This window comes from Flavobacterium pedocola (assembly GCF_053764385.1).
Genome location: NZ_JBSNCR010000004.1, coordinates 100,318 through 115,547 on the forward strand (window position 1 = coordinate 100,318; position 15,230 = coordinate 115,547).

Genomic DNA, 15,230 nt, shown 5'->3' on the forward strand with positions numbered 1-15,230 from the left:
GGTATGGGGTTATTTTTTTGGGTGTGCTTTTTTTATAGGTTTGAAAGGCCCAAATTTATGCTGAATTTCGCTAAACTTATCAGAAAAAGGTCCAAAAGGATGGTCAACCGGTTTTTTGGAAATATCCGGCCAATCCTTGCTGAAATCTTTTGTGGGTCTTGGTTGGGTTTCAACATAGGCCGCAATGTCCCAAGCTTCTTCGTTAGTTAGTTGAGGATTTGCGTAAGAAGCCCCTTGAGGCATGTTGTATTTGATGTACCCGGCAAAGCGACTGATTCTGTATAATCCGGCCCCTTGGTTGTAGGAGGTATTCCCCCATAGGGGCGGATAGGTGTATTCTTTTTTGTCGGCTGCCAAAACACCTTGTCCGTTGGTTTGATGACACGTGACACATTTTGCAGCGTATAGCGTTTTGCCTTTTAAAGGATCGGCAGCCCGGTCTAAGTATTCCAGATTGTAAATCCCGGCACCATTGGCTTCCTTTCCTTTTGGTACATTGCTGCCTATGAAATCAATGTAGGCAATCATGGCTTTCATTTCTTGGTCTTCTTTTTCAAGTGGCTCACCGTTAAGGCTGCGCTGCATGCAGTCGTTGATTCTCTTGAAAAGATCTTCTATTTGTCCGCTTCGGGCTCTCATTTTAGGATACATGGAATACACAGAACCGTAATTGTTGCCCCAGGGTTTGGTTCCGGCTTCCAAATGGCAGTTGTTGCAGCTCATGCCGTTTGTGATTTGTTTCACGCTTCCGTTGGGTCCCAGGTATTTAGAGGTATGTGCGATTAGCTCTTTGCCGTATTCGACTTGTTCTTTTAAAGTGCTGTCTGTTATAGTGTTAAGATCGTTAGGTTTCCAGAGTTTTGCCATTTCTTTCTCCAGTATTTCTTTTTTTTCAAGGTCAGCGTACAGTTTGCTGATTTCCGCTTCGTTATTCTTGGGCCCTGTGCTAAAGGAAGGTTTGAAGAGGAGAAAACCGAATGCTGTTAGGATTAGAAAAATAAAGGAGCTAAATAAATACACCAGTCTTTTTGCCAGTGTTGAGAATTGTTGTTGCTGTTGATTGTTCGAATGCATCTTTTGTTGTAGCGGTTTAGCCGGAACGAATTTAAACATTCGAAAAGGATTATGAAATGATTCTCAGGATAATTCTAAAATTATTAAAAAACTGTTAATGGGTTTGCTAAAATTAATATGGAAACCTAACTAGCCCCGATAGGACGGAAAGCTCCGTAACACCGTGAAGGACTTGGAGAGATAGCGGGAACAGGATAAGCAAAAAAGCCCGAAACATTCGCTCCGGACTTTTCAATTTTATATGTCTAAATTAACTGCGCTGTCTAACGGTTTCATATAAAAACGCACCGCATGCTACCGATACATTTAAGGAAGAAATGGTTCCGAACATAGGCAGTTTGGCTTTTTCGTCTACAATTTTCAATACCGAAGGATTTACGCCGCGGTCTTCGCTTCCCATGATGATGGCTACCGGTTCGCTGAAATCGATATCGTAAATGTTCTGGTCTGTTTTTTCAGTGGCTGCAACCGTTTTGATTCCGGAACCCTGTAAATAGAAAATCGCATCTTTAATATGATCGACTTTACAAATCGGAACGTTGAAAACCGCTCCGGCAGAGGTTTTTACGGTGTCGCCGTTTACAGGTGCCGAACCTTGCTTCTGAACGATGATGCCGTCCACACCGGTACATTCCGCCGTACGGATGATGGCACCGAAATTACGGGCATCTGATAGCTGGTCCAAGATAAGGAATAGGGGGTTTTTACCGGTTCCCATAACGCCTTCCACTAAAGTTTCTAGCGATACGAAAGTGATAGGAGCAATGCTGGCCACAGCGCCTTGGTGGTTGTTGTGGGTTAGCCTGTTGAGTTTTTCAACGGGCACGTAGCTGAAATTGATATTGTTTTTTTTCATGGTCTTCATGAGCTCCTGCATCAGGTCGCCTTGGGCATCTTTCTGAATGAAAACTTTGTCAATCTCTTTTCCGGCATTGATGGCTTCTATAACCGCACGGATTCCAAATATCTGGTGTTCTTTTTCCATCTGGCAAAGGTATAAAAAAACACCTAAAAATCGAGGACATTTAGGTGTTATGGGGAATAAGGTATTTTGGTGCTTCTTTTGAAGGATTTAAAAAAAAAAAAGAGGTTGCCTAGGCAACCTCTTTGGGAAAATTATTTTCTGGTTTTTTTCAAACCTTTTTTAAACATGTTGGATTTGATTTTTCCTTGCTCCAATACGTTTCCTTCGAAATCTGATAAGGTGTAAGTGTCACCTGCTTTAGTTACAATACCTACTGGAACATAAGCATCAGCGTTTCCGTTTTCTGCAGGAACTGTGCTGGTGTTGATTAGGTCTGGGTATTCGAAAACTCTTGCCCATACCCCTTGTTTCGCTACGGTAACCGTGAAAGGAATATCTTGATCAGGCATAGGGTCTGCATCACCTAAACTCCAAAAACTTCCAATGATGTAATAATCGCCATCAGCAAGGTCACCTGTCAAGGAAATAATTTCCTCAGGACAGTTTGTGTAACTATCAGCAACAACGTTGAAGCTCTCATCATAAAGTTCTAAATCGAAGTCAATGTCACAATTATCATGCTCTTCACCATCTGTTCCGATATAGGTTCCATTCCAGTTTAGGATGCTGATTAAATCAGTAGAGGTGTAGTTGTTGATGGTAACCTTAACAGTTTGGTCAATTTTGATTTCACCTTTTCCAACGCTGAAAAATCTTAACTCTAATGTTTCTGCACCTTCAGGGAAAATATCCTGAACAGATTCAAGAGTCAAAGTGTAGTGCGATGTTAAAGGATCGATTTCGATATAATAACCAGGACCACCGAAGAAACCTCCTCCGATATCCTCAACAGTTGGCAATTCATTGATGTAATCATCACCATCAGCTGTTGATGAGCTAAGAACTTCCATTCTCAATTCTGCAACGCTCTTGATAGGGAATTCGAAAGTAAAGTCTAATTCAATGTCTTCACCTTCAGTGATTGTAATGTCTTTGTTGTCAACCGTGATGGTTGGTTTGCCTTTGCGCTCAAGAGACTCATCCTCCTGACAAGAATTCAAAAGGAAAGGTGTGATTCCTAATGCGGCAATTATAGCTAATAATTTAATTTTTTGTTTCATAACTGTTTGATTAAGTTATTAATTTAGAGTATAAGTTGATGTCGCAATAGCTGGAACAACTGGAGGGTCAGAAGGGCTTGTACCGTTGTGAATAACAAGGTTTGTGAACGTGATTGTGTTTGCAGTTGGATTGAAAACAATGTCGTCCGCTGTTATTAAATACGTACCGTCTAAATCTGAACTTACCATAGTTAATGTACCACAAGTGTCGTTAAATACGAAACGAATCAACTGACCTCCTAAGGTATATCTAGGTAAAACAGTTTCAAATGTGTTAGGAGCAATTTCTTCAACTAAAGCTGAACCACCTGTTGAAGTAGGTAAGCCCGGGTTTAGGTAAGTTCCAGGAATAATCTGAGAGTTACATCCAACGAATTCGATAGTAACCGACTTTCTTGAGTTAGTAGAAAGTAAGCTACCGTTAGTAACAATGTTTAATTTAACAAAGGTTGGAGCAAGAGGATCCAAACTTCCAGTGTTAACAGCGATTTTGAATTTACCTAAATCACGGTTTGCATCAATAGTGAAAGTTTTTCCTTGTGGGAATGAGAACTCTTCACCTTCCGTAGCTGTACTGCTTGGGTCGATTTCAAATGTAGCTGTCGTTGCTGAATTCGAAAAACCGGTCTGTCCACCAATAACCTCTACAAAGATGTCATTTTCAACTGTACCAACGTTCTCGAAATAGCTAAAGTTTAAGCTAGTTCTGCTGAATCCAACTACGATTGGAGTGTCTTTTAAATTTTCGGTTGAAACTTCATCGTCAACCAAACAAGAAGTTGCTATGCTTCCTACAAATAGGGCTGCTAGTAAAATTTTAATTTTTTTCATGTTTTTTCTTCTTTTTAGTTATCCCAGAAAATTCTACTTGTAAACGCATCTCCTGAAGTTTGAGCAGGAACGTTGTTCGAGTTTCCAGAGTACTCAGACTGAGGATATAACAATCTTACAGGTCTGCTTGTTTGTGTAGTAATAGTCGGTAGAGGAATGTTTGCAGGGAATCCTGTTCTTGTATACTCAATCCATCCTTCGATACCGTTGATACTGTTCAAAGCAATCCATTTTTGAATGATAATTGCCTGGATTTTGTCTGCAGAGGCAGTCCAGCCTAGACCATTAACACCGTTAGCGTTAGCAATGTATGACGTAGCTTGTGCACCATTTGGATCTAAGCCTAAAGTGTTGAAAGATGCTTTGATTCCGCTTTCGAAAGTCGTTTGTGCATCTCCGGCTAAGTATCCTCTTTGCATAGCTTCAGCCTGAAGGAAATAACTTTCTGCAGCAAGCATTAAGAATAAATCTTGGTTTGAACTTTTGATGATACCAGGTCCTAAATAAGAAGGTCTTCCAGTAGTTGCACCTTGAACAGTTCCAGAGATATCTGCACCAGAACGTTGTTCGAAGATTCTGAATCTTCTAGGATCTGCAGTACTTCCTGAAACCAAACCTTTTAAGAAATCTGAAACATATCTTGAAGGGCCAACTAAATTTCTGTTTGAATCTGCATCACTTCCTAAAGCATTGTAACCATAAGTTTCGTAGAAAGGATTTAGTTTTCCTTCAGAGTTGATGTAGCCAGGGTTAACTGTAACGTCTGAACCAACAAATTCAGCACCAACAAGATCAGCAAATTTTGTGTTCAAATACGTTTGAGTTGCAGCATCCGTTTGCGCTAATACAGATTGTCTGATCAATAAACGTAACTTAAGCGTGTTTGCAACTTTTACCCACTCGGTCATGTTACCGTGAAGGATTACGTCAGAAGCAGTAGCGCTTTTCACTGTAGACTGGTCTGTGTTTTCAATCATGTCAACAGCTTCATCTAAAGCATCGTATAAGTTTTTGTAGATGTCTTTGTCATCGTCATACTTAGGGAACAAAATGCTTGCATTGTGTGTTTCAGAGTATGGGATGTCTCCGTATAAGTCAACCAAGTACTGGAAGTAATAAGATTTTAAAATCTTTGCAATCGCTTTGTGATTGTCCCAGTTTGCACCGTCATTGTAGTTTTCGATATGACTGAAATTCGCAGTTCTAACCATTAAATTAGACCAAATGTCAGTATAGAAGTTACTGGTCAAATCGTACTGGAATTCTGTTCTGAATGGGCTGGCAAAATCTGATGCATTGGCAGACCAGTTCGTTGTGAACAAATTTCCTAATTGGTTCATCCTTACATTAAGCGTAGTCGCTGTTGTTGTTTGAGCTCCCGGAAGCATTGCTTCTGGAGTTATGTTTTCGGCAGGAGGATTACCCGGATCATTGTTTACATCCACGTAATCGTCACATGAAATTACTGATGCTGATACAAAAGCAACAAGCAGTAAGTGGGTTAAAGGTCTAAATATTTTTTTCATACAATTAAAAAGCAAGGTTAATACTAAAAGCATAGAATCTGGTAGGAGGAGTGAAACTGTAACCAGCTAAACCATTACCTGTCTCTGGATCATTATAGCCTCTGTTTTCTTTTGGTAAAACAGTCAATAAGTTTCTTCCGCTAACACCTAAATTTAAACGGTTTAATTTAAGTTTAGAGATAAATTTAGCAGGCATGTCATAAGATAATGATACCTCTCTTAATTTAAATGCAGTAGCGTCTAAAACGAAGTTCTCGTCGAAATAACCGTAGTTGTCAGTAACATAACTTTGGTAACCTGCGTATGAACCTGAACCTCCTGATAATACTGTAGTGTTTGTTACTCCTGAACCTTGAACGGTTGAGTTAGGAAGTAAAAACGGCTCTCTACCACCCTGAGCAGATTCGATCGTTCTACCTTGGCTGTTTAACTGATCAGCTACACCTGAATAGAATACGTGTCCTGTTCTGTAATCACCAACAGCTGTTAGTTTTAAGTTTTTGTATTTGAAAGTAGTTGAGAAGTTTAAGATGTAATCTGGAGTTGTTTTTCCTAAGATTTGTAACTGAGAGCTTCTGATTGGGTTTCCATTAGCATCAATTACGATTCTTCCTTGATCATCTCTTGTATAAGCAGTACCTCTGATAAGTGGGAATTGCTCTCCTTCAACTGCATAGATACCTGGAGCTCCAGAACCTACGATATTAGATTGGTCAGTTACTTTGTCAACAACAGTTTTGTATGTTGAGTAAGAAATTAAACCATTCCATTCGAAATCTTTAGTTTTAATAGGAGTGAAACCTAAGTCAACCTCCAATGCTTTTGAACTGGTTTTACCTACGTTGATAAGTGTAGAAGTAACTCCGGTAGCATTAGAACTTGTAGTGTTCAATAACTGATTCGTGTTGGATGAGAAAGTAGCAGAAGCATCTAAAGTCAACCTTCTCTTTAAGAATTCAAGGTTAAGGTTGATCTCTTTTGATGTAATGAACTCATTTTCGATGTTTGGATCAACTCTTGATGTTTCCAATAAGAATGAGTTAACCGGCGTCAGGAAATATGGATAACCAGGAGCCTGATTTGCCGTAAAGTTAAGACTGTGTGCAGGAAGTGCAGAAGCATTACCTACTTTTACAATACTGGCTGAAATTTTAGCTTTGTTTAAAATGTTTCCTTTCAAAGACTCAAATGCATTGGTCGGGATGAAGGAAATACCTGCAGACGGATAGAAGAAATTGGTAGTAGTTGATATGTTCGCACTATTTGAAGATAAAACTGAGTTCCAGTCGTTACGTCCTGTTAGGTTTAAGTATAGGTAGTTTTTGTACCCTAAATCCACATTGGCAAAAATACCAGCTGTACGTTGTTTTGATTTACTTTCGTTAGCATCAATTACGTTAGAGATGTTAGAAAGGTCATAGAAGTTTGGTAAAGTTAAGTCCATACCACCTGCTGATAAACCTCCGAATTTAGTTTCAGTAAGGTTTAAACCAACGTTCGATTTGAAAGTAAGGTTTTCCGTTAATTGATAATCGAAGTTAGCCATTAAATCGGTGTAAAGCGTTGTAGACTCAGTCAAACTTCTGTTGTAAGAAGATCTGATTGATCTGTTAGTACCGGTGTATTCGTAAATATCAATAAAGCTATTTGTGAAGGAGTGAGAGTTAGTGCTTACGCTTCTTACAGAACTTCTTAAAAGGATGTCGATATTCTTGTTTACGAAATATTGTCCTTCTCCCATTAACTCAGAAATTGAAGTGTTTGAGAATGAACGGCTGTTTTTTAACACCCAGTACGGAGAGTTGTCATATAATGTCCAGTGGTCATTGTTGTCTCCAGATCCGAATTGTTCTACACGGATGTTTCCTGGTGTGTTTGATAAAGTCTGGTAAAGACTACCGTTTGCACGCTCATTTTTATCTTTAGTGTATCTGGCGATACCAGAAACTCTGAATTTTCCAATTTTTTTACCGGCTGCGAAACTAACATAGTTTTTAGCTCTTGTGTCATCCGGAATTAAACCTTCAAAATCTTGTCTGTTGAAATTTAAAGACGCATATCCTGCATCTTCGTTACCTCCGGAAATAGAGATACTGTTTTGGAAAGTAACCCCAGTGTTGAAGAATGGTTTGATGTTGTCCTCAACGTGCTCATAACGGTTGTATCTCCAGTCTGTAGCGGTTGGGTAAGGAATACCTGTTACCTGGATTGAACCGTCATACTCAGGTCCCCAAGAACCTTGGTCAGTCCAGTCAAAATCACCTTGCCACCCTTGTCCGTAACGGTCTTGAGTTTCCGGTAAGTAAGCGATTTCTTCAAAAGTTACAGAAGAAACAAGATCTACGCTAAGTTTTTCTGTTTTGTTTCCTTTTTTAGTAGTAACGATGATAACCCCGTTAGAACCTCTTTCTCCGTATAAAGCGGCACCATTAGCCCCTTTGATAACGTTCATGGATTCGATAGAGTTAGGGTCGATAGATGCTAAAACACCTGCACTTGAAATGATATTGTCAATTACAACCAAAGCCTCATTGTTTCCAGAGATGGATTTTGGCCCTCTCAATACGATGCTGGTGTTTGGTGTTAATCCTGTTGATGTTGTATTGATTTGAAGTCCAGATACTTTACCAGCTAAACTCTGAATAGCATTTGGGTTACTTGCCTGAGTTAATTCGCTGGTTTTAACAACCTGGTTTGAAGTAGTTAACTCGTCCGGTTTTCTTTTGATACCGACTGCTGTTACAACCAAGTCCTCAAGAACGTTTACTTCGTCTTCAAGTTTTACGTTGATTGTTTTACCGTTAACCGCGATTTCTTTTGTTTTTAATCCGATTGAACTGAAAACTAAGGTAGCTCCCTGATTTACACTGATGGAGTAATTTCCATCCAGATCTGTTTGCGTACCATCTGTAGTGCCTTTTACTACAATTGAAACACCAGGTAGTCCTAAACCTCCTTGGTCCGTAACTTTTCCTGATACAACCCCTGTCTGAGCAAAGATTGTTTGTCCAATAAGCATAACTAATAGACTAAGCCATGCATTAAATTTGAATTTCATATTTTTCATTTTGAGTTAGTAACCGCAAATATTGTAAAAAAATATGAACGAAAAAAGATATTTTTTTTCTTTATCTAAAAAAAACTGATAATTTTAAATGAATAATGGAATTGTTCAATTTTATCTCCTGTCCTTTTGAGCTTCCGTTTGCATAAATGAGGTTGAATAAGCCGCTTTTGGTAAATAACCCAAATCCAAATCCAAATCCCAGTATTTTATCGTTAAAGTTAGAGGATTTATCCTGAAAATAGCCGTAATCGGTTATGGTGTGTATGTACATGCCTGAGGTGATGGAATAACGATATTCTGTCATTAGTCCTGTGAAAAGATCGGCCTGTAGGCTGTTTTCTGTAAAACCGCGTATGGAGTTGATGCCGCCAAACCTATAGAGCTCGTTGATGATGTAGTGCTTGCTGTGTAAATAAAAAGTCTGGCTTTTTATCGAAATGCTGTTTTTTCGGTTAAGGTAAAAATTGTGATGGGCATTAAGTTGTGTAAAATATTGCTCTGTGGATTCCAGTTTGGATTTACGGTTGCCAATCCCTAATTTTAAGTATAAGCTTGTACGCTCCCGAAACAGGAAATCATCAAAATTATAATCCGTGAATTCGTAGGAAGTAGTCCAGAAAGCGTTTGAGAAATCACTGATGAACGAATTGTTGGTGTTTTGGATGTCTACCGATTGTGAAGACTGGTGGCCCAGAAATACTTTTGAATTATAACGAAAGTAATAGCCTAAGTTCAGATCGGTAGTAGTATTTTGAAAAGTGCTGTCCTGCTTGAAGATTTTTAAATTCGCTTTGATACCTAACGGGGTTTTGAAAATATAAGGCAGTTCCGTGCCGATATTAAAGGTGGTTTGTTTTTTGCCGTCGCTTTTCCAGTAGAGGTTGAATTTTTCGCCCGTGTTTAAAGCATTGTTGAGTAATAAGTCAAGATAACCGTTAAAACGGATGCCGGTATTTTCTTCGTTGGCAAAACCTATGAAGCCGTCAAAGCGGTTGGCTTTTGTTTTTTCCAGGTATACATAAACTTTAGTACTGTCTTTTGTGAAAAGGATTTCAGGGTATTTCACCGGATTGATAAACGGCAGTGCTTTAAAATTGTCGTTCAGTTGTTTTAAGTTCTCCTGGTTGAACGGTTGTTTTCGGTATTGTTTGGTGATGTGCTTGCGGATGCCTTCCGGGAATTTGGTGTAGCCGACAACTACGATGTCATTAAGGTGGCGTTTCTTTTCCGTTTTGATTTTCAGTTCGGCCAGCAGGTGGTTTTTTTCTTTTCGGTGATTCACTAATTGCAGCTCGCTTAAGGAATACCCCTTTTGTTCCAGTTTGGCCAGGTTGCTGTTCATGAAGTTTTCTACTTCGGAGGTGGTTGTTTTTATGGTGTCGGAAGTGAATTCGAGCAGTTTTTTTTCGCCTTCGGAAATCCTACCTATATATATATGTATGCGATTCGTTTTTTCACCTATTATATATTGGTATAAAAAAGTGGAATCGTTTACTTTTTTTTGATTGAAAAGCTGGCTTTCCAGATAGCCTTTTTGGAGCAGGGTAGAAGTCAGGTTTTTTGTTTCTTCTACTATTGATTTGGTATTTTCGTGCAGTTTTTTGTAACCGATGCTGTCGAGAGTTTTGGTCTCTTCGGCGGAATTCCCTTCGATTTGCAAATGCAGAATTTGAGCTTTTGAAGTAAAGCCGGTGCTGATCAGAAGTAAAAAAAGAAGCAAATTTTTCAAGCGGGAAAATCTTTTGGTAAAAATAACGTAAAAAATGGTTTTTGAATATGTGATTTTTGCCGAATATAGAATTGTATTGAAAATTAAATATTTAGGGTTTGTTTTCTAAAATTTAATTCCTACATTTGCAGCCCCGAAAAGTGTCGGGAATTAATAACGATAGTAATTTTTATTAAACATTATGCCAACAATTCAACAATTAGTAAGAACAGGGAGAGCCCAGGTAACTAAGAAGAGTAAATCGGCTGCTTTAGATTCTTGTCCTCAAAGAAGAGGGGTTTGTACGCGTGTTTACACTACTACACCAAAGAAACCAAACTCTGCAATGCGTAAAGTTGCGCGTGTGCGTTTGACCAATGGTAATGAAGTGAATGCTTACATCCCAGGAGAAGGACACAATCTACAAGAGCACTCGATAGTATTAGTTAGAGGCGGAAGGGTAAAAGATTTACCAGGTGTTAGATACCACATCGTACGTGGTGCTTTGGATACTGCCGGAGTTAACGGTAGAACTCAAAGAAGATCTAAATATGGTGCTAAAAGACCTAAAGACGCTAAAAAGTAATTTTTAACTTTTAAGAAAAAGACATGAGAAAAAGAGCGGCCAAGAAAAGACCCCTTTTACCGGATCCGAAATTTAACGATCAGTTAGTAACACGTTTTGTAAACAACTTAATGTGGGACGGTAAGAAATCAACAGCTTTTAAAGTTTTTTATGATGCATTGGACATCGTTGAGGCTAAAAAGCAAGATGCAGAAAAATCTGCTTTGGAAATTTGGAAAGATGCGTTAACAAATGTTATGCCTCACGTAGAAGTTCGTTCACGTCGTGTGGGTGGAGCTACGTTCCAGATTCCTATGCAAATTCGTCCAGATAGAAAAATTTCTTATTCTATGAAATGGATGATTTTGTATGCAAGAAGAAGAAATGAAAAATCTATGGCAGGTAAACTTGCTTCAGAAATCTTAGCTGCGGCTAAAGAAGAAGGAGCAGCTGTTAAGAAAAGAATGGATACTCACAAAATGGCAGAAGCTAACAAAGCATTCTCTCACTTTAGATTTTAATTCATAAGAAATGGCTAGAGATTTAAAATTCACAAGAAACATAGGTATTGCTGCTCACATTGATGCTGGTAAAACAACAACAACTGAGCGTATCTTATTTTATACTGGAAAATCACACAAGATTGGTGAGGTGCACGATGGTGCAGCTACCATGGACTGGATGGCGCAAGAGCAGGAAAGAGGTATTACCATTACTTCTGCAGCGACAACTTGTGAGTGGAGTTTTCCAACGGAACAAGGTAAATTAATCGCAGATTCTAAACCTTACCACTTTAACATTATCGATACCCCGGGGCACGTTGACTTTACAGTTGAAGTAAACCGTTCGTTACGTGTATTGGATGGTTTAGTATTCTTGTTTTCTGCTGTTGACGGTGTAGAGCCTCAATCAGAAACCAACTGGAGATTAGCAGACCAATATAGAGTTCCTCGTATGGGATTCGTAAATAAAATGGACCGTCAAGGTTCTAACTTCTTAAACGTTTGTCAGCAGGTTAGGGATATGTTAAAATCTAACGCGGTGGCAATTACTTTACCAATCGGTGAAGAGAACGATTTTAAAGGAGTTGTAGACTTAGTTAAAAACCAGGCGATTGTATGGCATGATGCTACTCAAGGGGCAACTTTTGATATCGTAGACATCCCTGCTGATATGGTGGCTGAAGTTAAAGAATACAGATCGATCTTAATTGAAGCAGTTGCTGAGTACGATGAAAATCTACTTGACAAGTACATGGAAGATGAGAACTCAATCACTGAGGAGGAAATCAACGCTGCATTAAGAGCTGCTACTATTGACATGGCGATCATCCCGATGATTGCTGGTTCTTCTTTCAAAAATAAAGGAGTTCAGTTCATGTTAGATGCGGTTTGTAAATATTTACCATCTCCTTTGGATAAAGAAGGTATCGAGGGTATCCACCCTGATGATGCTGATTTGTTAGAGGAAGATCAAACTAAAATCTTACGTCGTCCGGATGTAAAAGAGCCTTTCGCGGCTTTGGCATTTAAGATTGCTACTGACCCTTATGTAGGTCGTTTGGCGTTCTTCCGTGCATATTCTGGTCGTTTAGATGCAGGTTCTTATATCTTGAACACGCGTTCAGGAAACAAAGAGCGTATTTCTCGTATCTACCAAATGCACGCTAACAAACAAAATCCAATCGAGTACATCGAGGCTGGAGATATTGGAGCGGCAGTTGGATTTAAAGATATCAAGACTGGAGATACAATGTGTGATGAAAAACACCCAATCATTCTTGAGTCGATGAAATTCCCTGATCCGGTAATCGGTATCGCGATCGAGCCTAAAACAAAAGCTGACGTAGATAAAATGGGTATGGCTTTAGCGAAATTAGCTGAAGAAGATCCTACGTTTACAGTTAGAACAGATGAGGCTTCAGGTCAAACGATTATCTCTGGAATGGGTGAGCTTCACTTGGATATCCTTGTAGATCGTATGAAACGTGAGTTCAAAGTGGAAGTTAACCAAGGTGAACCTCAGGTAGAGTACAAAGAGGCGTTTACTAAATCTGCTCAACACAGAGAGGTTTACAAGAAACAATCTGGTGGTCGTGGTAAATTCGGGGATATCGTTTTCCGTTTAGAGCCTGCAGACCTTGTAGATGGTAAAGCTCCTGTTGGTTTACAGTTTGTAAACGAAGTAAAAGGTGGTAACGTTCCTAAAGAATATATCCCTGCAGTTGAAAAAGGTTTCCGTGAAGCTATGAAGCAAGGTCCTTTGGCAGGTTATGTAGTTGATAGTTTGAAAGTTACTTTATTGGATGGTTCTTACCACGCGGTGGATTCGGATGCATTATCGTTCGAATTGGCAGCGAAAATGGGTTACAAAGAAGTGGCGAAAGCTGCTGGAGCTGTAATCTTAGAGCCAATCATGAAAATCGAAGTTATTACTCCTGAAGAAAACATGGGTGATATCGTAGGTGACTTGAACCGTCGTAGAGGACAAGTTAATGACATGGGTGACAGAGCAGGTGCTAAGACTATCAAAGCAAATGTGCCGCTTTCTGAAATGTTTGGTTATGTAACTACATTAAGAACATTATCGTCAGGTCGTGCAACTTCTACTATGGAATTCTCTCACTATGAGCAAACTCCATCGAACATTTCAGATGAAGTAATTAAAAAAGCAAAAGGTAACGCTTAATTTTTATCAAGATGAGTCAAAAAATCAGAATAAAATTAAAATCTTACGATCACATGTTGGTTGATAAATCAGCAGAAAAAATCGTAAAGACTGTAAAAAGTACAGGAGCTGTGGTAACTGGACCTATTCCATTGCCAACGCACAAAAAGATTTTCACTGTATTACGTTCTCCGCACGTAAACAAAAAATCAAGAGAGCAGTTTGAAGTGAGTTCATACAAAAGACTTTTAGATATCTACTCTTCCTCTTCAAAAACTATCGACGCTCTAATGAAATTAGAGTTGCCTAGTGGAGTAGAAGTAGAGATCAAAGTGTGATAAATCACGCATTTTAAAGTATTTAGGGATTATGTTTTGATATTCAAAACATAATCCCTACTTTTGCACACTCAAAAAAATAAGAATTTTTATAATTTATTAATAAATAGTTTAATATGTCTGGGTTAATTGGAAGAAAAATCGGCATGACTAGCTTGTTCGACGAGAACGGGAAGAATATTCCTTGTACTGTAATCGAAGCAGGTCCATGTGTCGTTACCCAAGTCAGAACCAATGAGGTTGACGGGTATGAAGCGTTGCAACTTGGTTTCGATGACAAAACAGAAAAACACGCTACTAAAGCTGAGTTAGGTCACTTTAAGAAAGCGGGTACTTCTGCTAAAAAGAAAGTCGTTGAATTCCAGGAATTTGCAAACGAGTATAAATTAGGTGATGTTATCACTGTAGATGTTTTCGCTGAAGGTGAATTCGTAGACGTAGTGGGAGTATCAAAAGGTAAAGGTTTCCAGGGGGTTGTTAAACGTCACGGTTTTGGTGGTGTTGGACAGGCTACTCATGGTCAGCATAACCGTTTGAGAGCACCGGGTTCTGTTGGAGCATCGTCTTATCCATCAAGAGTATTCAAAGGAATGCGTATGGCGGGAAGAACAGGAGGAGAAAATGTAACAGTTCAAAACCTTAGAGTTTTAAAAGTAGTGGCTGAGAAGAACCTGCTTGTGATTAAAGGAGCGATTCCTGGACACAAAAACTCTTACGTAATCATTCAGAAGTAATGGAAGTAAAAGTATTAGATATCAACGGAAAAGATACTGGACGTAAAGTACAACTTGCGGACTCAGTATTCGCAATTGAGCCTAATAATCACGCTGTATATCTTGATGTTAAGCAATACTTAGCAAATCAAAGACAAGGTACGCACAAAGCTAAAGAAAGAGCTGAAGTGACCGGAAGTACACGTAAGATTAAAAAACAAAAAGGAACAGGTACAGCTCGTGCAGGTTCTGTAAAGAATCCTTTGTTTAAAGGTGGAGGTACGGTTTTTGGTCCAAGACCTAGAAGTTATTCTTTCAAATTGAACAAAACTTTAAAAAGATTAGCTCGTAAATCAGCTTTCTCTTTAAAAATGAAAGAATCGAATTTAGTAGTTCTTGAAGACTTCAATTTTGAAACTCCAAACACTAAAAATTTCATTAACGTATTGAAAGCTTTAGGGTTAGAAAACAAAAAATCTTTATTCGTATTGGGTGAGTCAAATAAAAATGTATATTTGTCATCGCGCAATTTAAAGGCTTCTAATGTTGTAACTTCTTCAGAATTAAGTACTTATGCGATTTTAAACGCAAACAGTTTAGTGCTTTTAGAAGGTTCAGTAGAAGGGATTGTAGAAAATTTAAGCAAATAATAGGGC

The 15,230-nt window shown here is 38.8% G+C and carries 13 protein-coding genes; 6 read left to right on the forward strand and 7 right to left on the reverse strand.

The genetic code is table 11. From position 1 onward, the window contains the following. Positions 1–9 precede the first annotated feature (9 nt). The 7 genes from ACWPKD_RS10280 to ACWPKD_RS10310 form a co-directional block, all read right to left on the reverse strand. Complete coding sequence (locus ACWPKD_RS10280) at positions 10–1,113, reverse strand: c-type cytochrome (RefSeq protein ID WP_455412605.1); 1,104 nt, start codon at positions 1,111–1,113, stop codon at positions 10–12. A 211-nt stretch (positions 1,114–1,324) separates the two neighbouring features. Next, on the reverse strand, positions 1,325–2,059 hold the full coding sequence (gene rlmB, locus ACWPKD_RS10285; RefSeq protein WP_455412606.1) for a 23S rRNA (guanosine(2251)-2'-O)-methyltransferase RlmB: 735 nt from the start codon (positions 2,057–2,059) through the stop codon (positions 1,325–1,327). Positions 2,060–2,190: 131 nt separating this feature from the next. After that, complete coding sequence (locus ACWPKD_RS10290; protein ID WP_455412607.1) at positions 2,191–3,159, reverse strand: hypothetical protein; 969 nt, start codon at positions 3,157–3,159, stop codon at positions 2,191–2,193. 18 nt (positions 3,160–3,177) lie between these two features. Continuing rightward, a complete protein-coding gene (locus ACWPKD_RS10295) occupies positions 3,178–3,990 on the reverse strand; it encodes a hypothetical protein (protein ID WP_455412608.1) in 813 nt (270 codons plus the stop codon). Positions 3,991–4,004: 14 nt separating this feature from the next. Continuing rightward, the gene (locus ACWPKD_RS10300; RefSeq protein ID WP_455412609.1) at positions 4,005–5,516 is read right to left on the reverse strand and encodes a SusD/RagB family nutrient-binding outer membrane lipoprotein; all 1,512 of its coding nucleotides are present in this window, start codon (positions 5,514–5,516) and stop codon (positions 4,005–4,007) included. Positions 5,517–5,520: 4 nt separating this feature from the next. Next, entirely contained in the window at positions 5,521–8,574 is a 3,054-nt protein-coding gene (locus ACWPKD_RS10305; protein WP_455412610.1) for a SusC/RagA family TonB-linked outer membrane protein, read from the reverse strand. 70 nt (positions 8,575–8,644) lie between these two features. Then, positions 8,645–10,312: a hypothetical protein gene (locus ACWPKD_RS10310; protein WP_455412611.1), complete on the reverse strand. Its 1,668-nt coding sequence runs from the start codon at positions 10,310–10,312 to the stop codon at positions 8,645–8,647. Between the two features lie 181 nt (positions 10,313–10,493). Between ACWPKD_RS10310 and rpsL the strand changes: the two genes are divergently transcribed. The 6 genes from rpsL to rplD all read left to right on the forward strand — a co-directional run bounded on the left by rpsL (position 10,494) and on the right by rplD (position 15,224). Further along, the gene (rpsL, locus tag ACWPKD_RS10315) at positions 10,494–10,877 is read left to right on the forward strand and encodes a 30S ribosomal protein S12 (RefSeq protein ID WP_026981392.1); all 384 of its coding nucleotides are present in this window, start codon (positions 10,494–10,496) and stop codon (positions 10,875–10,877) included. Positions 10,878–10,900: 23 nt separating this feature from the next. Further along, complete coding sequence (gene rpsG, locus ACWPKD_RS10320; RefSeq protein ID WP_367231019.1) at positions 10,901–11,377, forward strand: 30S ribosomal protein S7; 477 nt, start codon at positions 10,901–10,903, stop codon at positions 11,375–11,377. A gap of 10 nt (positions 11,378–11,387) precedes the next feature. Beyond that, entirely contained in the window at positions 11,388–13,544 is a 2,157-nt protein-coding gene (fusA, locus tag ACWPKD_RS10325) for an elongation factor G (protein ID WP_455412612.1), read from the forward strand. Between the two features lie 11 nt (positions 13,545–13,555). Then, the gene (rpsJ, locus tag ACWPKD_RS10330) at positions 13,556–13,861 is read left to right on the forward strand and encodes a 30S ribosomal protein S10 (RefSeq protein ID WP_023579610.1); all 306 of its coding nucleotides are present in this window, start codon (positions 13,556–13,558) and stop codon (positions 13,859–13,861) included. A 116-nt stretch (positions 13,862–13,977) separates the two neighbouring features. After that, on the forward strand, positions 13,978–14,595 hold the full coding sequence (rplC, locus tag ACWPKD_RS10335) for a 50S ribosomal protein L3 (protein WP_455412613.1): 618 nt from the start codon (positions 13,978–13,980) through the stop codon (positions 14,593–14,595). After that, positions 14,595–15,224: a 50S ribosomal protein L4 gene (gene rplD / locus ACWPKD_RS10340; protein ID WP_455412614.1), complete on the forward strand. Its 630-nt coding sequence runs from the start codon at positions 14,595–14,597 to the stop codon at positions 15,222–15,224. Before rplC ends, rplD begins: the two co-directional genes overlap by 1 nt. The last annotated feature ends 6 nt before the right edge of the window (positions 15,225–15,230 follow it).

Bases quoted from the DNA above. Each gene is read 5' to 3' on its own strand.
- rplD (WP_455412614.1), top strand. From the start codon at position 14,595: ATGGAAGTAAAAGTATTAGATATCAACGGAAAAGATACTGGACGTAAA.
- rpsG (WP_367231019.1), top strand. From the start codon at position 10,901: ATGAGAAAAAGAGCGGCCAAGAAAAGACCCCTTTTACCGGATCCGAAA.
- rpsL (WP_026981392.1), top strand. From the start codon at position 10,494: ATGCCAACAATTCAACAATTAGTAAGAACAGGGAGAGCCCAGGTAACT.
- ACWPKD_RS10280 (WP_455412605.1), bottom strand. From the start codon at position 1,113: ATGTTTAAATTCGTTCCGGCTAAACCGCTACAACAAAAGATGCATTCG.
- rpsJ (WP_023579610.1), top strand. From the start codon at position 13,556: ATGAGTCAAAAAATCAGAATAAAATTAAAATCTTACGATCACATGTTG.
- ACWPKD_RS10305 (WP_455412610.1), bottom strand. From the start codon at position 8,574: ATGAAATTCAAATTTAATGCATGGCTTAGTCTATTAGTTATGCTTATT.
- ACWPKD_RS10290 (WP_455412607.1), bottom strand. From the start codon at position 3,159: ATGAAACAAAAAATTAAATTATTAGCTATAATTGCCGCATTAGGAATC.
- ACWPKD_RS10295 (WP_455412608.1), bottom strand. From the start codon at position 3,990: ATGAAAAAAATTAAAATTTTACTAGCAGCCCTATTTGTAGGAAGCATA.
- fusA (WP_455412612.1), top strand. From the start codon at position 11,388: ATGGCTAGAGATTTAAAATTCACAAGAAACATAGGTATTGCTGCTCAC.
- rlmB (WP_455412606.1), bottom strand. From the start codon at position 2,059: ATGGAAAAAGAACACCAGATATTTGGAATCCGTGCGGTTATAGAAGCC.
- rplC (WP_455412613.1), top strand. From the start codon at position 13,978: ATGTCTGGGTTAATTGGAAGAAAAATCGGCATGACTAGCTTGTTCGAC.
- ACWPKD_RS10300 (WP_455412609.1), bottom strand. From the start codon at position 5,516: ATGAAAAAAATATTTAGACCTTTAACCCACTTACTGCTTGTTGCTTTT.